The following is a 17611-nucleotide window of genomic DNA, read 5'->3' as shown; positions in this document are numbered from 1 at the left end:
ATGAACGGGCGGGGCAGGCGGATGACGGATGGGGCGGTGGCGTTGGTGGTGCTGGCGGCGGGGCAGGGCAGCCGGATGCTGTCGGACCTGCCCAAGGTGCTGCACCGGCTGGGGGGCGTGCCGCTGGTAGGCCATGCGCTTGCGGCGGGCCGCAGCCTCGACCCCGACCGGGTGGTCGTCGTCGCGGGCCACGGGGCCGAGGCGGTGAGGAAGGCTGTCGCCAAGCTCGACCCCGAGGCGCAGATCGCCCTTCAGGACCAGCAGCTCGGCACCGGCCATGCCGTGGCGCAGGCCCTGCCGCTGCTGGAGGGCTTCGAGGGCAAGGTCGTCGTCCTTTACGGCGACACCCCCTTCATCGGCGCGGATACCCTGGCGGCGCTGGTCAGCCATCCGGCAGACGTGGTCGTGCTGGGCTTCGAGGCCGCCGATCCCGGCCGCTATGGCCGGCTCGTGGTGCGCGGCGACACGCTGGACCGCATCGTCGAATACAAGGACGCCGACGAGGCCACGCGGGCCATCGCGCTGTGCAATTCCGGCGTCATGGCGGCGGACGCGGCGCTGCTGCGCGATCTCGTGGGCCGTCTCGGCAACGACAACGCGTCGGGGGAATACTACCTGACCGACGTCGTGGGCCTTGCGCGGCAGGAAGGCCGCAGCGCCGCCGTGGTTACCTGCGACGAGGCCGAGACGCTCGGCATCAACACCCGCGCCGAGCTTGCGGCGGCCGAGTCTGCCTTTCAGGCCCGCCGCCGGGCCGAGATGCTGGAGAATGGCGTGACCATGGCCGATCCTCAGACGGTCTGGTTCGCGCTCGACACCTTCATTGGCCGTGACGCGATCATCGGGCAGAACGTGGTCTTCGGCGCTGGCGTCACCGTTGAAAGCGGGGCCGAGATCCTGCCTTTCTGCCATCTGGAGGGCTGTCACGTCAGCGCGGGCGCGACCGTCGGTCCCTTTGCACGCCTGCGGCCAGGGGCGGAACTCGGTGGCGACGTCCATGTCGGCAACTTCGTGGAAATCAAGAACTCGGTCCTGGCCGAAGGGGTGAAGGTCGGCCACCTGACCTATCTGGGCGACGCCGAAGTTGGCGAGCGCACGAACATCGGTGCGGGCACCGTCACCTGCAACTACGACGGCGTGGGCAAGCACCGCACCGTGATCGGGGCCGAGGCCTTCATCGGCTCGGACACGATGCTGGTCGCACCGGTCAAGGTCGGCAACCGGGCCATGACCGGCTCGGGTTCGGTCATCACCGAAGACCTGCCCGACGAGGCCTTGGGGCTGGGCCGCGCCCGGCAGGTGACCAAGTCGGGATTGGCGACACGGATCATGCAGGCGCTGCGGGCGGCGAAGGGGAAAGCATAAGATGTGCGGGATCATCGGGATACTCGGCAAGAACCAGGTCGCGCCGCAGCTGGTCGAGGCGTTGAAGCGGCTGGAATACCGCGGCTATGACAGCGCGGGCGTCGCGACCGTGGACGGCGAGGGGCGGCTGGACCGCCGCCGCGCGGTCGGCAAGCTGGTGAACCTGTCCGACCTGCTGGTGCTGGACCCACTGGAAGGTCGCGCGGGCATCGGCCACACCCGTTGGGCCACCCATGGCGCGGCGACGGAAGGAAACGCCCACCCCCACAAGCACGGCCCAGTGGCCGTCGTCCACAACGGCATCATCGAGAACTTCCGCGAACTGCGCACCTACCTGGCCGCCAACGGCATCGCCGCCCAGACCGAGACCGACACCGAAACCGTGGCTCTGCTGACCGGGCTTCACATGGCGCAGGGCATGGACCCGGTGCAGGCCGTCCGCGCCACGCTGTCGCGCCTGCAGGGAGCCTTTGCGCTCGCCTTCCTGTTCGAGGGAGAGGGCGACCTGATGATCGGCGCCCGCAAGGGCAGCCCGCTGGCCTTGGGGCATGGGGACGGCGAGATGTTCCTCGGCTCGGACGCCATCGCGCTGGCGCCCTTTACGGACCGGATCACCTATCTGGAAGACGGCGACCATGTCGTCATCACGCGCGAAGGTGCGGCGATCTTCGACGCGAATGGCCAGCAGACCAACCGCGAGACGGCGCGCATCGACGTCGGTGCGACAGCCATCGACAAGGGTGGCTATCGGCATTTCATGGCCAAGGAGATCGCCCAGCAGCCGGTCGTCCTTGGCGACGCGCTGAGCCATTACATCAAGGACGGCCGGATCGTCCTGCCCGAGGCGGTTGATTTCCGCGACGTGGACCGGCTGACGCTGGTCGGTTGCGGCACGGCCTATTACGCCGCGCATGTGGCGAAATACTGGTTCGAGCGGCTGGCAGGCCTGCCCTGCGACGTCGATGTGGCGTCCGAGTTCCGTTACCGTGAGCCGCCGCTGTCGCCGCGCAGCTGGGCCGTCTTCGTCAGCCAGTCGGGCGAGACGGCGGACACGTTGGCCGCGCTGCACTACTGCAAGGACAAGGTCGCCAAGACGGTGGGCGTCGTGAACGTCGGCACCTCGGCCATCGCGCGGGACGCCGATATCGCCCTGCCGATCCTGGCGGGGGTCGAGGTCGGCGTGGCCTCGACCAAGGCCTTCACCTGCCAGCTGGCGGTGCTGGCCGTGCTGGCGCTGAAGGCGGCCGCCGACCGGGGCGTGATGTCGCCGACGGAACTCTCGGCGCAGATCCGTGACCTGACGGCGATCCCCTCGCTGGTCAGCCAGGCTGTGGGCGCCGGTGATGACTGCCGGCGCTTGGCCGACTGGTTGTCCGAAGCGCAGGACGTCCTGTTCCTGGGCCGTGGCGCGCTGTTCCCCATCGCCCTTGAAGGCGCGTTGAAGCTGAAGGAAATCAGCTACATCCACGCGGAAGGTTATGCATCGGGTGAACTCAAGCACGGGCCGATCGCGTTGATTGACCGCAACGTGCCCGTGGTGGTGCTCGCCCCGACCGACCCGCTGTTCGACAAGACCGTCTCGAACATGCAGGAGGTGATGGCGCGCCACGGCCAGGTGCTGCTTGTGTCCGACGCCGAGGGGATCGCGGCAGGCGGCGAGGGTGCCCATGCGGTGCTGACGATGCCATCCGGCGGGGGCGCCTTCGCGCCCATCGTTTATGCGATCCCCATGCAGTTCCTGGCCTATCACACGGCTGTGGCCAAAGGGACGGACGTGGACCAGCCCCGCAACCTCGCCAAGTCGGTGACAGTCGAGTGATCACCGCCTGATTCCGGCTGGCGCGCCGCAACCTTTGCACGCCCGCCGGGTTCCTCCGGCATGACCGAGACACTCATCGACACCCTTCACGAAGCCGACGTCGCCCTGTCTGTCGAGGCGGGGGAGTTGCGCGACCATCCCGCGGTCGAGACACTGGGCTTTCTCAGCGAGATCAGCGACCAGCCTCCGGCCTTCACGCTGGCGGCGGCGGCAACGGTTGCCGGACTTCTGACCCGGCAGTCGCGGCTGGCCGAAGGGGGCGCGCGGGCCTTGGCCTCGCTGTGGCTCGCCACGCAGATCAAGGGACGGATCAAGTCGGCGGTCGTGCGCACCCGGCCGCACAAGCTGCTTGAGGAAGGGCATTACGAAACGGGCGTCAACGGCCCGGACGAACATGACTACAACTCGTTCCCGTCGGGCCATACTGCCGATGCGGTCGCGGCCGCCCGCGCCATGGGACGCGTGGCGCCGCATGCGCAGGGTCCGCTGCTGGCAGCGGCCGGAATCGTCGGGCTGGTCCAGGTGCCGCGCGCCAAGCACCACCTTACGGATGTAGTGGCCGGTGCCCTCGTTGGCCTGGTGGCCGAGGCGGCAGTCGACGCGGTCTTCGAGGCGGTCCGCGCGCGTCCCCGCCTGCGGGTCGCGCTGCGCCAGGACGAGGACTGAACCCTCAGGCCCGGCGGGGGATCAGCGTCAGGGTGTAAAGCACCAGCGCCGCCCAGATCAGCGGGAAGGCGATCTGCTGGACGCCCCGGAAGGGCTCGCCGAAGGCCAGGACAGCGATCAGGAACACCATCGTCGGCGCGATATATTGCAGCACGCCCATGGTGGACAGGCGGACCAGCTTGGCGCCGTTCGCGTAAAGCATCAGCGGTCCGGCGGTCAGGACGCCCGTGCCCGCCAGCAGCAGCGTGTCCTGCAGGTTCGTGCCGAAATGACCTTGGCCCGTCACGAAAAGCCACAGCACGTAGCCGAGCGAGGGTGCGAACAGCAGCAGCACCTCGACCGTGAAGCCCTCGTTCGGCGGCAGGGGCAGGCGGCGCTTGCAATAGGCGTAGATGCCCCAGGTCAGCGTCAGCGACAGGGCGATCACCGGCAGTTCTCCGGCGGCGACGGTCAGCAGGGCCACCGCGATCGCGGCAAGGGCAACCGCGCCCACCTGCGGGCGGCTCAGCCGTTCCCCCAGCAGGCCCCAGCCCAGAAGGATGTTGAACAGCGGGTTGATGTAATAGCCCAGCGCGGCCTGGAGGGCCTGCCCGTTCGCCACCGCCCAGACATAGACCATCCAGTTGGCCGAGATCAGCACCGCCGTCAGCGCCGCCATCGCCACCAGCCTCGGCTGGCGCAGGGTATCCACGACGGTTCCCACCTGTCCGTTGTGGCGCAGCACCACAAGCGCGATCGGCAGCGACCACAGGATGCGGTGCGAGATCACCTCGGCGGCCGGCACATGGGCAAGCCCGTGCAGATACAGCGGCATCAGCCCCCAGATGACGTAGGCGCCAATCGCAAGGGCAAGTCCTCGGGGGGAATCTTGGGGGCTCATGCCGCATTCGATAGCGCGGCCCCTTGTCGCTGACGAGGGGGGACTTTGGGCTGATCCCCGGCTTTCCGTTCCGTGGAAAGTCTTCGCCCGGGTTGAGTCGCCCCGCCCGCAGGAGTAACGCTGCCACATGCGAATCCTCTTTCTAGGCGACGTGATGGGCCGGTCGGGTCGGCGGGCGATCACGGAACGGCTGGCGGGGCTGAAGGCGCGGCTGAAGGCCGACTTCACCATCGTCAATGGCGAGAACGCGAGCGGCGGCATGGGCCTGACCGGGCCCCATGCCCGGCTGATCCTGGATGCGGGCGCCGACTGCGTCACCCTGGGCGACCATGCCTTCGACCAGAAGGACATGCTGTCCTTTGTCGCCGAGGAGCCCCGCGTCCTGCGCCCCCTGAACTTCGCCCGCGAGGCGCCGGGGCGCGGTCACCGCGTTTTTCAGGACGCGCGGGGCCGCAAGGTGCTGGTCGTGCAGGCGCTGGGGCAGGTCTTCATGAAGCGACCCTTCGACGATCCGTTCAGCGCGGTGGACCAAGTGCTGCGCGCCCATCCTCCGGGTGGGCTGGTGCAGGCGGCGGTGGTGGATTTCCATGCCGAGGCCACCAGCGAGAAGATGGCGATGGGCCATTTCTGCGACGGGCGGGCCAGCCTTGTCGTCGGCACCCACACCCATGTGCCCACCGCCGACACGCAGGTCCTGCCGCGCGGCACGGCCTATCAGTCCGACGCGGGCATGTGCGGCGATTATGACAGCGTGATCGGCATGGACAAGGCCGAGCCGATGCGCCGCTTCCTGACGGGCATGGGGCGCGACCGCTTCACCCCGGCCGAGGGCGAGGCCACCCTGTCGGGCGTTCTGGTCGTCACCGACGACCGCACGGGGCTGGCCACCGAGATCCGGCCGGTGCGCGACGGCGGGCGGCTGCAACCCAGCGCCTGAGCCGTCGCCTTTCTTGCGGCCTGACCCAAAATCGGGCATCCGTCGCCCCGCCGCCCTGCCGCGGATTGCATCACGAGGTTCCCCGCATGTTCGGCATCGCGTTGACCGGCCAGACCGCTGCCGTCTTGACCCTTGTCATCATCGCGCTGATGTTCGTCATGTTCGTGCGCGAACGCCATCCGCCCGAGGTGATCGCCGTCGGGGTGGCGGCGCTGATGATGATCCTTGGCCTTGCCCCCTATGACGACGCGGTGGGCGTGCTGTCGAACAGCGCGCCTTGGACCATCGCCTTCATGTTCATCATCATGGGCGGCCTGCTGCGCACCGGCGCGCTGGACCATCTGAGCCGGATCGTGTCCTCGCGCGCCGACACGCACCCGCTGGTGACCATTGCCGCGATGTTTGCCTTTGTCTGCGTGGCCTCGGCCATCATGAACAACACGCCTGTCGTGGCGGTGATGATCCCCATCGTCATCCAGGTCGCGCGTAAGGCGGGCATTTCCGCGTCAAAGCTGCTGATGCCGCTGAGCTACTTCACCGTGATGGGCGGCATGATTACCCTGATCGGGACATCCACCAACCTGCTGGTGGACGGCGTGGTGCGCGCCCGCGGGCTGGAGCCCTTCGGCATCTTCGACATCGCGCCCGTGGGGCTGGCCGTCACCGCGGCGGGCGCGGCCTTCATCGCCCTGGTCGGCTGGCGGCTTCTGCCCGAGCGGGGCTCCATGGCCTCGTTCCTGACAGACCGGTCGCAGATGCGCTATTTCACCGAGATCGCCATCCCCGAAGACAGCAACATCGTCGGCATGAACATCGGCGAGGTGAGGATCTTCAAGCGCGAGGGCGTGCGGGTCATCGACGTGCTGCGGGGCGACGCCTCGCTGCGCCGCAACATGGGCGAGGTCGTGCTTGAAGCGGGCGACCGCATCGTGCTGCGCTCGGGCATGGCCGACCTGCTGGAGATGCAGCAGGACAAGGCACTGCGGGCGCTCGACAAGCTCTCCTCGGTGCAGACCGAGATGGTCGAGGTGCTGATCTCGCCCGGGGCGCGGATGATCGGGCGGCGCCTGGGCGACCTGCGGCTGCGCCGCCGTTACGGCGTTTATCCCATCGCGGCGCACCGGCGGAACCAGAACATCGGCCGCCAGCTGGACGACCTGGAAATCCGCGTGGGCGACACGCTGCTGCTGGAAGGCGCGCGCGAGGACATCGCCCGGCTTGCCGCCGACATGGACCTTGTCGATGTCTCGCAGCCCACGACCAAGCCATTCCGCCGCCGCCACGCGCCCATCGCCACCGCCGCGCTGCTGGCGGTCGTGCTGCTGGCCGCGCTGGACGTGGCGCCGATCATGGGCCTGGCCTTTCTTGCCTCGGCCATCATCCTGATCGCGGGCTGCGTGGACCCTGACGAGGCCTTCGGCTTCGTCGAGGCGCGGCTGCTGGCGCTGATCTTCGCCATGCTGGTCATCGGCGAGGCGCTGGAGGCCACGGGGGCGGTGAACCTGATCGTGGATGCCGTGGCGCCGTCGCTGTCGGGCCTCAGCCCCTTCTGGACGCTGATCGCGGTCTATTTCCTCGGGCTGATCATGACCGAGATCCTGTCGAACAACGCCGTTGCCGTGATCCTGACCCCCATCGCCATCGAGCTTGCGACGCAACTGGGGCACGACCCGCGCGCCTTCATCGTGGCGGTGATGTTCTCGGCCTCGGTCGCCTTCGCAACGCCCATCGGCTACCAGACGCACATGATGGTCTATGGGCCGGGCGGCTACCGTTTTACGGACTTCATGCGCCTGGGTATCCCGCTGGACATCGTGACGGGGATCGCCGCCTGCCTGACCATTCCGCTGATCTGGCCGCTGTAAGCTCAGGCGGCAGAGCGGACCGCGCGCTCGGCGGCGGCGGCCAGTGCCTTGCGGTCATGCCCTGCAACCGGGATGGGCGGGTGCAGGGTGACTGTAATGCGCCCTTGCCGGGGCTGTGCCAGCACGGCCAGCAGATGCGGCCCGAGGTCCATGTCGCCCCACCAGCCGTAGAAGCGCGGATCGCGGCCGCTCGGCGCCTCGTAGCGGACGCTGACGGGCTGGATCGAAAGACCCGGCGGCAGCGCAGGGTCCAGGAAGGCCTGAAACAGCGTCGGCTTGAAGGGCAGGACCCGTCGCCCGTCGGTGCTGGTGCCCTCGGGGAAGAACAACAGCCGGTGGCCAAGGGCGGTGCGTTCCGCGAACTCGGCGGCCTGAGCGCGGGCCAGGCGCGGGTCGCGGGTGACGAAATGCGTCTCGGTCACGCGGGTCAGGATGTTGATGCCGGGCCACCCCGCGACCTCGGCCTTGCTGACGAAGAAGACGGGCGCCGCCGCGTTCAGGGCGAAGATATCCAGCCAGGTGGAGTGGTTCGCCACCATGCCCCCGGCGCCGAGCATGGGCTTGCCCCGCCTGTGCCAGCGGATGCCCATCAGCCACAGGCACAGGCGACAGACGCCCTGCACCCAGGGACCGGTGACCGGACGGCGGCGGCCTGCAGCAAGGCTTTCCCCGGCGCGCAGGGGCAGGATCAGAAGAACGCCCGTCAGCAGGACCGAGATGACCGCAGTCCCCCTCAGGGCGACCAGCAGCCAGCCCAGCGGTGTCGGACGGGAGGGCATGGCGGGCGGCTCGCCCCTCCACGTGGCGGAATAGCCACGGGCAGGGACGGGGTCATCGTCGCGCGGAGCCGTCATGCGCCTTGCCAGCGGTCCTGATAGTATTTCCGGTGCCGGTCCGACATGGCCGCGGTGTCCATCAGCAGGAAGACGTCCGTCGTGTTGAAGGCGCGGTCGATCCATGCGCCTTCGCCCACGACGCCACCCAGCCGCAGATAGGCCTTGATCAGCGCCGGCATGGCCGTCATCGCCGCGCGCCGGTCAAGCCGGTCGGCGGGCACCAGATCCATGCGCTGCAACTGCGGCCCCCGCGCGACCGGGCGCAGGTCCGGCGGCGCCAGGTGATGGTGGTGCAGCCAGGACAGAGCCTGCGCCAGCGGCGCGACATCGGTGCCGTGGAAGCTGGCGACGCCGAACAGGACCTCGATCCCGTGGTCCAGCACATACTCCGCCAGCGCTTTCCACAGAAGGAACATCCCCGAGCCGCCGCGGAAGTCCGGATCGACGCAGGATCGGCCCAACTCGACCATGCGCCGGCCGGATGCGCGCAGCGGCGTCAGGTCATATTCGTCGTCGCAGTAGTAGCGGCCGAACCGCTCGGCCACGTCGCTGCGCAGCAGGCGGTAAGCGCCGATGACGTGATCGCCCTCGGCCGGGTCGCGGCGGGCATCGACGAGCAGCAGGTGATCGACCACCGCGTCGAACTCGTCCCGCTCAAGCCGGGCGGCGTGATCGACCAGGGGACCGTCGCCGCCAAGTTCCTCGACAAAGACGCGATAGCGCAGGCGCTGCGCGGCGCGCAGATCCTGTTCCTTCGTGCCCAGACGCACGGACAACCAGCCGGGATCAGCCTTCATGATCCAACCTCACCCTGTTGCGTTGCAAAGGCGCTGCAGGTTGAAATCGGCGCCGATCCGTTCGGCGGATATCCGCTTGACACGCTTAAAGGTTGTAATGAAGTCATAAACTCAAATGATTTTTTATCAATTTAGGAGTTGTCCGTGATCAGTTCCAGGCGAACCCGACGGCCGTCCAGAACCTGTTTTCCCATTTCCGGAAAATTGACCGTTACCCGGTCGCCGATGCGGGATTGCACCTGCCCGATGCCCCATTCCGGTGCCTCGCGGTTGCGGACCAGCATTCCGGGTTCGAGAATCTCGGTGGTCATCGGTGCTCTTTCGCTTGGGGGGCCTTCCGAGGCTAACGGACGATGACCCCGGTCACAATCCCGGCGGCCTCGCTCGATACGGCCTCCGGCGCGAACCTTGCCAGCCTGGTGGCCGCGCGGTTGTGTCACGATCTCGTTTCCCCCTTGGGCGCGATCGGCAACGGAGTCGAACTGCTGGAAATGTCGGGCGACTACCCCGGTCTTGCCAACTCGCCCGAACTGACGCTGATCGGGGAAAGCGTGCGCGCCGCGCGGTCGCGCGTGCGCTATTACCGGATGGCCTTCGGCTATGCGCCGGCGGATCAGCGCGTCGCCGTGGCCGAGATCACCCAGCTTGCCCAGGATTATGCCCGGAACGCACGGCTGACGGTCGAGGTCGAGGGCGGGGGGGACGCCTCGCGCATCGAGGCGAGGATGCTGCTGCTTGCGCTCATGTGCATGGACTCGGCCATGCCTTGGGGCGGGAAGGTGATCATCGCCCGAAAGGGGCAGGGCTGGAGGCTTGGGGGGCAGGCCTCGCGCACCCGGCCCGAGCCATCGCTGTGGCGCTGGCTGGAGGCGGCGCCGACACCGAATACCAGCCCCGCACCGTCCGAGGTGCATTTCGCCGTTCTCGGGACGCTGGCGGCCGACCATCGCCGCCCCGTGACCTGGAGGGTGGATGCCGGCGGGGCCGAGCTGAGCTTCTGAGGCTCAGCCCCGGATCGCGCCGTCGCCGGTCACCAGATACTTGAAGCTCGTCAGCTGCTCGGCCCCCACGGGGCCGCGCGCATGCAGCTTGCCGGTGGCGATGCCGATCTCGGCGCCCATGCCGAACTCGCCCCCGTCCGCGAACTGGGTCGAGGCGTTGCGCATCAGGATGGCCGAGTCGAGCCCGCGGAAGAACCGTTCCGCCGTGGCGTCGTCCTCGGTCAGGATCGACTCGGTGTGGCCCGAGCCGTGGCGGCGGATATGGGCGATGGCCTCGTCCACGCCGTCCACCAGCCGCGCGGCGATGATGCTGTCCAGGAACTCGCGCCCGAAGTCCTCGGGCTGGGCGGAAACGGTGTCGGGGATCTCGGCCAGCTCGCCTTCGGCCCGCACTTCGACGCCCGCGTCCAGCAGGTCGCGGATCAGGACATCGCCGTGCTTTTCACGAAAGGCGCGGTCGATCAGCAGGCATTCGGCTGCGCCGCAGATGCCGGTCCGCCGGGTCTTGGCGTTCAGGACGACGCGGCGGGCCTTGTCGAGGTCGGCCGCCCCGTCGGCATAGACATGGCAGATGCCCTCGAGGTGGGCAAAGACGGGCACGCGCGCCTCGGCCTGCACCAGCCCGACCAGACCCTTGCCGCCGCGCGGGATGATGACGTCGATCAGCCCCTGAGCCCGCAGCATGGCGGCCACCGCCGCGCGGTCGCGGGTGGGCACGACCTGGATCGCACCCTCGGGCAGGCCCGCCTGACGAAGGCCCTGCGCCATGCAGCGGTGGATCGCGGCCGAGGAATGGATGCTGTCTGTCCCCCCGCGCAGGATCACGGCGTTGCCGGACTTGAGCGCCAGCGCGCCCGCGTCGGCGGTGACGTTCGGGCGGCTTTCATAGATCACGCCCAGCACGCCAATGGGTGTCGCCACGCGCCGGATGTGCAGCCCGTTCGGCCGGTCCCATTCGGCCAGCACGCGGCCCACCGGGTCAGGCTGCCCAGCCACGGCGCGGAGGCCCTCGGCGATGGCGCGGATGCGGGCAGGGTCCAGCCGCAGCCGGTCGGTCATCGCGGGCGACAGGCCCCTTTCGGCGGCATAGGCCAGGTCCTCGGCATTCGCCTGCATGATCGCCGCTTCCGCCTGCAGGATCGCATCGGCGGCGGCGGACAGGGCGGCGTCCTTCTGCTCCGAAGGCGCCTGAGCGAGGTGGACCGCCGCGCCGCGGGCGGCGGCGCCCATGCGGGCGATCAGGTCTTCGGGGGACTCGGTCATGTCGTTCATCGTCGTCAACCTGCGGCAGCCATCCTGAGGGCCGCCCGCCTGCATCGCGCGGGCCGTCCTGTCAGGCAGGCGTGCCACATCCTCCACCGGAACGGAATGGGGCAGGCGCTACAGGGATGGAAAGTGCAGGCTTCTGTTGCCAGGTGCCTGCGGACCCCGCCTTACGCGGCTAAGCGCAAGGACTTAGGTTTCGATAACTCGAACTGCTTACGCAGCCAGAGCCACCGGAGCACGGTTGTCGTTGGCAACTGTACTTTTTGCACCGATAACGGTGGTAGCTCACCGAGACAAAGCAAACAGCTTTAGACGTTCGTCGATCCTGTTTCGGCCCCATTCGCCCCCAACGAAGGGTTATTGGTGGAGCCGCCGGGTACCGCCCCCGGGTCCGATCCGCTTATTACCTGCGCGTTTATGTCCATAGTCCGGGCGAACCCGAACGGGACCAATCTAGGGGGCGCCCGCGCGCCTTGCAAGGGGGGTGGCAGCGCAGGGCGGCCGGTCGGAACAGCGCTGCAAGGGGGAACGTTGTGGGGACTGGTAAACGAAGGAGACGAGACATGACCCGCACCCTGTTCGCCGCAATGGCCCTGGCCGGCCTGACCCTGCCCGCAATTGCCGTGGCCGACACGCCTCCGCCCGCAAACGCGCAGCCCTTGTCGCGCATCATCGCCACGGTCGAGGGCAGCGCCCAGAACCTCGCCTTCATCGAGGACGTGTCCTGGGACGACGACGGCTACTGGGAGGTCGAATACAGGACCACCGACGGCCGCGAGGTCGAGATCCGGGTCGATCCCGTCACCGGCCAGAACCGCTGACAGCAGGTCATGGCGTCATTCCTTCCAGTCGATCACGACCTGGGTCTGGGTGACGATGGCGGCAGGCTTGCCGTCCCCGCGCGTGATGGTGGTCTGCCAGACCATCGTCGTGCGCCCCTTGTGCAGCGGTACGCAGCGCGCCCGGGCCGTGTCGCCGATGCGGATCGGGCGCAGGAAGTTGGTCTTGCTTTCCAGCGTCGTGGTCGTCTTTCCTTGAGGTAGGTTGATCATGGTCGCCGTGCCGCCGATGTTGTCGGCCAGCGCCATGATCGCGCCGCCATGCATGACGCCGTTGCGGTTCGACAAGTCCTGCGTCACCGAAAGCTCGGCCAGCACCTCGTCGGGCTCGGCCGAGATCAGGCGGAAGCCCAGCAGCCGGGCGAAGGCCGGCTGGTCGAAGGCGATGCGGTCAAGTTCCTCGCGGGTCATCACTCACCTCTGATGGGGACGGGCGGCCGGGGTGGCCGCCCTCGTGCTCAGCGCCCGACCTGCCCGGACGTGAAGTAGTCATAGGGCAGTTCTGCCACGCGCAGCCACTGTTGCTGCTTCTGCCAGTAGGCCGACCAGTGCTCGTAGATCTTGCGGAAGTTTTCGTTGCCCTCGGCATATTCGGCGTAAAGCTTGCGCGATTCCGCGAAGGCTGCCGCCAGCACGTCGTCGGGGAAGGCCTGCAGTTGCGCGCCGGTGGCGATCAGCCGCATCAGCGCCTCGGGGTTGCCGTTGTCGTATTTGGCGACGCAGTGGTTCAGTGCCTCGGCGCAGACGGTCTCGAGCGCGGCCTTGTAATGCGCAGGCAGGGCGTTCCAGGCGTCGAGGTTGATGTAAAGGCCGACGTTCGCCGTCCCTTCCCACCAGCCGGGGTAATAGTAATGCGGCGCGACACGCTGGAAGCCCAGCTTCTCGTCATCGAAGGGCCCCGAGAACTCGGCCGCGTCGATGGTGCCGCGTTCCAGCGCCGCATAGATGTCGCCGCCCGCGATCTGCTGGGGCACGACGCCCAGGCGCGACAGGATCGTGCCGCCCAGGCCCGCGATCCGCAGCTTGAGCCCGCGCAGGTCCTCGACCGAGTTGATCTGCTTGCGGTACCAGCCGCCCATCTGCGCGCCCGTGTTGCCGGACGGGATCGTGCGGACGTTGGCGCCGGCGATGAATTCGTTGATCAGATCGAGCCCGCCGCCATACAGCAGCCATGCGGTCGTCTGGCGCGTGTTCATCCCGAAGGGCAGCGAGGTGTCGAAGGCCCAGGTCGGGTCCTTGCCGATGTTGTAGGTGCCCAGCGTATGGGCGCATTCGACGCTGCCGTCGCTGACCGCGTCCAGCGCCTGCAGGCCAGGGACGAGTTCACCGGCCGCGAAGGGCTGGATCTGGAAGCTGCCGTCCGTCACCTCGGCAATGCGGCGCGAGACATGGTCCGAGATGCCGTACAGCGTTTCGAGGCTTTTGGGATAGCTCGATGTCAGCCGCCAGGTGACGGTGGGCCGGGCCTGCGCCAATGCCGGGGCGGCGAGCATCGTGGCAGCCGAGCCGACGGCGGCGGTGGACAGGAAGTTGCGGCGTTTCATGGCAGGTCTCTTGCGGTCAGGGGTGGGCGCGGTCATGCGAAGGGGCGGCCTTTCGGGCCGCCCCGGGGTTGGTGCAGCGTCGGCTCAGAAGCCGGCCTTGATCTTTTCGAACTCGGCCAGCTGGCGCTCGCGCTGTTCCGGGTTGTTCGGGGTCTGGGCCAGCACCGGCGCGTCGATGTGCCCGAGGTTCTGGGTCACGCGCGGGTCGTCGCCCACGGTCGCCAGAGCCTTGGTGTTCGTATGGCCGTAGCCGATGGTGTCCAGCAGGCCCTTGGCGGCCTCGGGCGCCAGCCAGGCGTTGATGAAGTCATAGGCCTTGTCCTCGTTGCCCGGCCCGTTCTTCAGGTTCACGAAGCCGCAGAAGAAGGTCGAGGAGCCCTCCTTGGCCTGCCGCTGGAAGCCGATGGGATAGTTTTCCGCCTGCAGCAGCGGGATCGCGTCGTTCCAGGACCAGGCCACGTCCACCGCGCCCGAGGCCATCAGCTGCGACTGTTCCGCCGGGTCGGCCCAGTAGGCGGCGACGTTCTGGTGGGCCTGGCGCAGCCAGTCGGCGGCGGCCTGGAACTGTTCGTCGGTAACTTCGGTCCAGTCCGTCACGCCGGTCGCCAGATAGGCGAGCGCCCAGACGTCATCGGCCGAATCGGGCAGCGAGGTGCGGCCCTGATAGGCGGGGTTCACGAAGACCTGCAGGGTCGAGACATCCTCGGCCGGGACGTTCTCGGTGTTGTAGGCGATGGCGGTCGCGCCGAAGTCGGTCGGGATGTACCAGAGCCCCTCGGCATCCTTGAACACTTCCGAGTTCAGGAACTGCGGGTCGATATCGGCCACGGCGGGGATTCGCGCGGGGTCCCAGGGCTCGATCAGGCCCGCGTCGCGGTACTTCGAGACCATCTGGCTGCAGGGATGGGCCACGTCGGCGCGGAAGCCCGAGGACAGCTTCTGGAAAGCCTCATCGTCGTCGCCGTAGAAGGCGAAGGTCGGGCTGTCGCCGTGCTTGTCGATATAGCCCTGGAAGATCACCGGCTCTTCGAAGCCTGCCCAGTCGAAGACAGTCAGTTCGGGATCGGCCGCCATTGCAAGGCCGGGTGCGGCAAGGGCAAGCGCGATGGCGGTGGTGCGCAGGAAGGTCACGGGCAGAACTCCGGTGTTGGTGCTTGGTCAGGACGCTAGCGGCGGCCCGGCAGCGGGGCAAGCGCCATGAGACCCGGTCAGGCCGCTGTCACGGATGTGATATTTCCCGCGCTTGCCGAGGGACGCTTTCCTTGGACGCCGGTCTCTGGCAAGCCCGTGCCATGACGGGAAAAACAGGGTGTATCATGGAGGACAGCAGCGTGACCCTTGCAGAGGCGCCCGGCGCGGACAGCATCGCGACCCTGCGCCCGCTGCGGCTGGACGCGCGCCCTGATGCCCAGCCCCGTCCCGACATGATCGCCGGGCGGCGTGTGCTGTTCGTCATGGCGGCACCCGAGGAATACGGCCCCGCGCTGCGCCAGAGGATCACGCCGCTGATGACCGGCATCGGCCCGGTCGAGGCCGCCGTGACGGTTGCCGCCGCACTGGCCGGGCTTGCGGCAAAGCGAGAACTGCCCGCGCTGGTCGTCTGTCTCGGCAGTGCCGGGTCGCGCCACCTGGAACAGGGCGGCGTCTATCAGGCGGCCTCGGTGTCCTATCGCGACATGGATGTCTCGGCCCTGGGCTTCCCGCGCGGGATCACGCCGGGGCTGGACCTTCCGGCCGAGGTGCCGCTGCCGATCCGCATCCCCGGCATCCCGCAGGCGCGCCTGTCCTCGGGCGCCGCGATCGTGTCGGGGGCAGACTACGACGCCATCGACGCCGACATGGTGGACATGGAAAGCTTCGCGGTGTGCCGGGCCTGCCTTGCCTTCGGGGTGCCGATGATCGTGCTGCGCGGGATCTCGGACGGTGCCGCGCCCTTGTCGGGCTACATGGACTGGACGCGCTATCTGACCGTGATCGACGACAGGCTTGCCGCCGCGATCGACCGGCTGGCCGAGGCGTTCGAGGCCATGCCGGCGTGACTTGCACAGCGGCGGCGGGACAGGTCGGGAACGCTAGTTCTCAAGGATCTGGCGAAGGACAGTGAACCCGGCCTCTCTCGGCGGCGCATAGGCCGAAAGCGCACGGGTCATTTCCTCCGTTCCCGCCCGGCGGCGCCGTGCCAGCGCGGCCCGCGAGTAATCGAAACCCTTTGCCGCGACCTCCCAGTCGCCGCCGTCATAGCCGAGGTGATGGACCACGGCGCCGATCCCTGCCTCCTGCAGGCGCGGAGAGAGGGTCTCGCTCAGGCGTTCCAGCGCATGGCGGCTTTGTGCGGCGAACATCAGGTCCTGGGCACGGCGCGTGACGGTGTCGGGCGAGATGGCCTGCCGCGCCCTGGCAGGCCAGAGGTCGAGGGCCCAGCACAGCGTGTTCCGTTCCGGCAGGTCGCCGAAGAGCGCGGCGATCGGCAGGTTCGCGGACAGGCCCGCATCCACCAGCAGCCGCCCGTCGATCCTGACCGGGGGAAAGATCAGCGGCAGGGCGCTGCTGGCCATCACGTGATCCACGGTCAGGCGCGTGGTGGCGCTGTCGAAGACCACATCCTCGGAAGTTTCCTGGTCCAGCGCGGTGACGATCACGCGCGTCCCGCCATCGTTCAGCCGGTCGAAGTCGATCAACTCGGTCAATGTCTGCCGCATCGCAACGGTCGAATGAAGGTGATCGTCGTTGGGCGCCAGGAAATGCATGGCCCAGATGCCCGGCAGCGTCGGGTTGAACAGCCGCGGCCGTCCTCCGAGCATGGCCCGCATCGCGGAAGCCTGCCGCGCGGGCCTTGTCCCGGCCCAGACGGAACGGTCAACCGACCGGCCCCAGAACGCGCGCAGTCTCTTCTTGGCCGTTTCCCTCGGCCCGCCCAGCCACAAGGCGGCCGTAACGGCGCCGATCGAGGCGCCTGCGACCCGGCTGAAGGTCAGGCCCGAGTCCAGCAGGGTCTCGACCGCGCCGAGGTGAAAGGCGCCCAGCGCGTTGCCGCCTGCAAGGCAGACCCAGTGATCGGTCGAGGAATCTTCGGCCATGATGGTTCTGGAAACTTCCGGTGATATGTTGGATTTCAATGGCTTTGCCGGCAGGCGGCAGATGCGGGAAAACTGCCGGCGTCCCTGGACGCCGGCAGTCCTTGGAAGATCCCGGGATCAGTTCTTCGCCATTCCTTGGGCATGCTCCAGATGCTGCTGCAGCGCCGGCAGGCTTTTCTGGGCATAGGCCACCAGCGTCTGGTTGTCGCCGCCCTGTGCATAGGTCTGATACAGCGTCACCGCCGTCTCATGTGCCGTGGTCTGCGCCTGGATGTAGGAGGTGTCGAAGGCATCGCCCTCGGCGCCCTGCAGCGTCTGCATCAGCTCAGCATGGGGGCTCGAGATCTGGGCGGGCACCGTCAGGCCCTCGGCCTGTGCGGCCGCCATCAGTTCCTGATTGTTCGCCGTGTGATCGGTGATCATCTGGTTAGCGAACTGCTGCACATCGGCGTTCTGCGAGCGCTGCAGCGCCAGTTCGCTGGACTGCACCTCGAACAGGCCGCCGCTGGCCGCCTGGTTGACGAAGTCCTGCGCGGTCATGGCCTGCGCCCAGGCGGCGCCCATGGTGGCAAGGCCGATGGCGGTCGAAAGGATAAGCGTTCTCATGATGTCTCCTTCAGGGCTATGGCCCGGGTCATCCGGGCTCACGGGTGGTCTTCGGATAGTCAGCGCTTGGCCGTGGAGCGGTTCCGGAAGGCGCGTACCGTGCCGGGCAGGGC

The 17611-nt window shown here is 68.1% G+C and carries 18 protein-coding genes and 1 other RNA gene; 8 read left to right on the top strand and 11 right to left on the bottom strand.

The genetic code is table 11. The features are described from left to right. Window positions 1-21: 21 nt before the first annotated feature. From glmU to BLQ03_RS04880, 3 genes are read left to right on the top strand one after another with little or no spacing between them, the layout of a single operon-like run. Complete coding sequence (gene glmU / locus BLQ03_RS04890; RefSeq protein ID WP_090753518.1) at window positions 22-1365, top strand: bifunctional UDP-N-acetylglucosamine diphosphorylase/glucosamine-1-phosphate N-acetyltransferase GlmU; 1344 nt, start codon at window positions 22-24, stop codon at window positions 1363-1365. A 1-nt stretch (window position 1366) separates the two neighbouring features. Beyond that, window positions 1367-3184 carry a glutamine--fructose-6-phosphate transaminase (isomerizing) gene (glmS, locus tag BLQ03_RS04885; protein WP_090753517.1) on the top strand — a complete coding sequence of 606 codons (1818 nt, stop codon included), beginning with the start codon at window positions 1367-1369 and terminating at the stop codon, window positions 3182-3184. Between the two features lie 60 nt (window positions 3185-3244). Then, window positions 3245-3850 carry a phosphatase PAP2 family protein gene (locus BLQ03_RS04880; protein WP_090753515.1) on the top strand — a complete coding sequence of 202 codons (606 nt, stop codon included), beginning with the start codon at window positions 3245-3247 and terminating at the stop codon, window positions 3848-3850. 4 nt (window positions 3851-3854) lie between these two features. Here the strand turns inward: BLQ03_RS04880 and rarD are convergent, their stop codons facing one another. Further along, complete coding sequence (gene rarD / locus BLQ03_RS04875; protein WP_090753514.1) at window positions 3855-4730, bottom strand: EamA family transporter RarD; 876 nt, start codon at window positions 4728-4730, stop codon at window positions 3855-3857. Between the two features lie 127 nt (window positions 4731-4857). Between rarD and BLQ03_RS04870 the strand changes: the two genes are divergently transcribed. Beyond that, window positions 4858-5667, top strand: a complete 810-nt coding sequence (locus BLQ03_RS04870; RefSeq protein ID WP_090753512.1) for a TIGR00282 family metallophosphoesterase — start codon at window positions 4858-4860, stop codon at window positions 5665-5667. Window positions 5668-5753: 86 nt separating this feature from the next. After that, on the top strand, window positions 5754-7532 hold the full coding sequence (locus BLQ03_RS04865) for an SLC13 family permease (protein WP_090753511.1): 1779 nt from the start codon (window positions 5754-5756) through the stop codon (window positions 7530-7532). 2 nt (window positions 7533-7534) lie between these two features. Here the strand turns inward: BLQ03_RS04865 and olsA are convergent, their stop codons facing one another. The 3 genes from olsA to BLQ03_RS04850 all read right to left on the bottom strand — a co-directional run bounded on the left by olsA (window position 7535) and on the right by BLQ03_RS04850 (window position 9476). Beyond that, window positions 7535-8386, bottom strand: a complete 852-nt coding sequence (gene olsA, locus BLQ03_RS04860; RefSeq protein WP_090753509.1) for a lyso-ornithine lipid O-acyltransferase — start codon at window positions 8384-8386, stop codon at window positions 7535-7537. Beyond that, a complete protein-coding gene (gene olsB / locus BLQ03_RS04855) occupies window positions 8383-9165 on the bottom strand; it encodes an L-ornithine N(alpha)-acyltransferase (RefSeq protein ID WP_090753508.1) in 783 nt (260 codons plus the stop codon). Before olsB ends, olsA begins: the two co-directional genes overlap by 4 nt. A 131-nt stretch (window positions 9166-9296) precedes the next feature. Then, window positions 9297-9476 carry a DUF3553 domain-containing protein gene (locus BLQ03_RS04850; RefSeq protein ID WP_090753507.1) on the bottom strand — a complete coding sequence of 60 codons (180 nt, stop codon included), beginning with the start codon at window positions 9474-9476 and terminating at the stop codon, window positions 9297-9299. Between the two features lie 42 nt (window positions 9477-9518). On the opposite strand from BLQ03_RS04850, the gene BLQ03_RS04845 reads away from it, so the two are divergent. Further along, on the top strand, window positions 9519-10166 hold the full coding sequence (locus tag BLQ03_RS04845) for a histidine phosphotransferase family protein (protein ID WP_090753505.1): 648 nt from the start codon (window positions 9519-9521) through the stop codon (window positions 10164-10166). A 3-nt stretch (window positions 10167-10169) separates the two neighbouring features. Here BLQ03_RS04845 and BLQ03_RS04840 read toward each other — a convergent pair whose 3' ends face one another. Together BLQ03_RS04840 and ssrA are read right to left on the bottom strand one after the other, a co-directional pair. Beyond that, a complete protein-coding gene (locus BLQ03_RS04840; protein ID WP_090753700.1) occupies window positions 10170-11438 on the bottom strand; it encodes a glutamate-5-semialdehyde dehydrogenase in 1269 nt (422 codons plus the stop codon). 122 nt (window positions 11439-11560) lie between these two features. After that, window positions 11561-11915: a transfer-messenger RNA gene (ssrA, locus tag BLQ03_RS04835) on the bottom strand. A gap of 80 nt (window positions 11916-11995) precedes the next feature. Here ssrA and BLQ03_RS04830 point away from each other — a divergent pair. After that, the gene (locus tag BLQ03_RS04830) at window positions 11996-12253 is read left to right on the top strand and encodes a PepSY domain-containing protein (RefSeq protein ID WP_217629655.1); all 258 of its coding nucleotides are present in this window, start codon (window positions 11996-11998) and stop codon (window positions 12251-12253) included. Between the two features lie 15 nt (window positions 12254-12268). Here BLQ03_RS04830 and BLQ03_RS04825 read toward each other — a convergent pair whose 3' ends face one another. The 3 genes from BLQ03_RS04825 to BLQ03_RS04815 form a co-directional block, all read right to left on the bottom strand. After that, the gene (locus BLQ03_RS04825; RefSeq protein ID WP_090753504.1) at window positions 12269-12682 is read right to left on the bottom strand and encodes a PaaI family thioesterase; all 414 of its coding nucleotides are present in this window, start codon (window positions 12680-12682) and stop codon (window positions 12269-12271) included. Window positions 12683-12729: 47 nt separating this feature from the next. Further along, window positions 12730-13815 carry a TRAP transporter substrate-binding protein gene (locus BLQ03_RS04820; protein ID WP_090753502.1) on the bottom strand — a complete coding sequence of 362 codons (1086 nt, stop codon included), beginning with the start codon at window positions 13813-13815 and terminating at the stop codon, window positions 12730-12732. Between the two features lie 84 nt (window positions 13816-13899). Next, window positions 13900-14889, bottom strand: coding sequence for an extracellular solute-binding protein (locus BLQ03_RS04815; RefSeq protein WP_090753697.1), 990 nt, complete (start codon window positions 14887-14889; stop codon window positions 13900-13902). A gap of 242 nt (window positions 14890-15131) precedes the next feature. On the opposite strand from BLQ03_RS04815, the gene BLQ03_RS04810 reads away from it, so the two are divergent. Further along, complete coding sequence (locus BLQ03_RS04810) at window positions 15132-15854, top strand: 5'-methylthioadenosine/S-adenosylhomocysteine nucleosidase (RefSeq protein ID WP_217629654.1); 723 nt, start codon at window positions 15132-15134, stop codon at window positions 15852-15854. Window positions 15855-15887: 33 nt separating this feature from the next. On the opposite strand, the gene BLQ03_RS04805 is transcribed toward BLQ03_RS04810, so the two are convergent. Both BLQ03_RS04805 and BLQ03_RS18240 read right to left on the bottom strand, forming a co-directional pair. Continuing rightward, window positions 15888-16892: a patatin-like phospholipase family protein gene (locus BLQ03_RS04805; protein ID WP_090753500.1), complete on the bottom strand. Its 1005-nt coding sequence runs from the start codon at window positions 16890-16892 to the stop codon at window positions 15888-15890. Between the two features lie 117 nt (window positions 16893-17009). Then, entirely contained in the window at window positions 17010-17498 is a 489-nt protein-coding gene (locus tag BLQ03_RS18240; protein ID WP_175558771.1) for a DUF4142 domain-containing protein, read from the bottom strand. Window positions 17499-17611 lie beyond the last annotated feature (113 nt).

The sequence above is a fragment of the Paracoccus chinensis genome, assembly GCF_900102885.1.
GTDB classification, from domain to species: domain Bacteria; phylum Pseudomonadota; class Alphaproteobacteria; order Rhodobacterales; family Rhodobacteraceae; genus Paracoccus; species Paracoccus chinensis.
This window is presented reverse-complemented; position numbering and strand designations above follow the sequence as displayed.

Excerpts from the sequence above, each read along its gene's own strand:
- BLQ03_RS18240 (WP_175558771.1), bottom strand. The coding sequence starts at position 17,498 with ATGAGAACGCTTATCCTTTCGACCGCCATCGGCCTTGCCACCATGGGC.
- BLQ03_RS04865 (WP_090753511.1), top strand. The coding sequence starts at position 5,754 with ATGTTCGGCATCGCGTTGACCGGCCAGACCGCTGCCGTCTTGACCCTT.
- BLQ03_RS04870 (WP_090753512.1), top strand. The coding sequence starts at position 4,858 with ATGCGAATCCTCTTTCTAGGCGACGTGATGGGCCGGTCGGGTCGGCGG.
- olsA (WP_090753509.1), bottom strand. The coding sequence starts at position 8,386 with ATGACGGCTCCGCGCGACGATGACCCCGTCCCTGCCCGTGGCTATTCC.
- BLQ03_RS04845 (WP_090753505.1), top strand. The coding sequence starts at position 9,519 with ATGACCCCGGTCACAATCCCGGCGGCCTCGCTCGATACGGCCTCCGGC.
- glmU (WP_090753518.1), top strand. The coding sequence starts at position 22 with ATGACGGATGGGGCGGTGGCGTTGGTGGTGCTGGCGGCGGGGCAGGGC.
- BLQ03_RS04820 (WP_090753502.1), bottom strand. The coding sequence starts at position 13,815 with ATGAAACGCCGCAACTTCCTGTCCACCGCCGCCGTCGGCTCGGCTGCC.
- BLQ03_RS04830 (WP_217629655.1), top strand. The coding sequence starts at position 11,996 with ATGACCCGCACCCTGTTCGCCGCAATGGCCCTGGCCGGCCTGACCCTG.
- olsB (WP_090753508.1), bottom strand. The coding sequence starts at position 9,165 with ATGAAGGCTGATCCCGGCTGGTTGTCCGTGCGTCTGGGCACGAAGGAA.
- rarD (WP_090753514.1), bottom strand. The coding sequence starts at position 4,730 with ATGAGCCCCCAAGATTCCCCCCGAGGACTTGCCCTTGCGATTGGCGCC.
- BLQ03_RS04880 (WP_090753515.1), top strand. The coding sequence starts at position 3,245 with ATGACCGAGACACTCATCGACACCCTTCACGAAGCCGACGTCGCCCTG.
- BLQ03_RS04850 (WP_090753507.1), bottom strand. The coding sequence starts at position 9,476 with ATGACCACCGAGATTCTCGAACCCGGAATGCTGGTCCGCAACCGCGAG.
- glmS (WP_090753517.1), top strand. The coding sequence starts at position 1,367 with ATGTGCGGGATCATCGGGATACTCGGCAAGAACCAGGTCGCGCCGCAG.
- BLQ03_RS04810 (WP_217629654.1), top strand. The coding sequence starts at position 15,132 with ATGGAGGACAGCAGCGTGACCCTTGCAGAGGCGCCCGGCGCGGACAGC.
- BLQ03_RS04825 (WP_090753504.1), bottom strand. The coding sequence starts at position 12,682 with ATGACCCGCGAGGAACTTGACCGCATCGCCTTCGACCAGCCGGCCTTC.
- BLQ03_RS04805 (WP_090753500.1), bottom strand. The coding sequence starts at position 16,892 with ATGGCCGAAGATTCCTCGACCGATCACTGGGTCTGCCTTGCAGGCGGC.
- BLQ03_RS04840 (WP_090753700.1), bottom strand. The coding sequence starts at position 11,438 with ATGAACGACATGACCGAGTCCCCCGAAGACCTGATCGCCCGCATGGGC.
- BLQ03_RS04815 (WP_090753697.1), bottom strand. The coding sequence starts at position 14,889 with ATGGCGGCCGATCCCGAACTGACTGTCTTCGACTGGGCAGGCTTCGAA.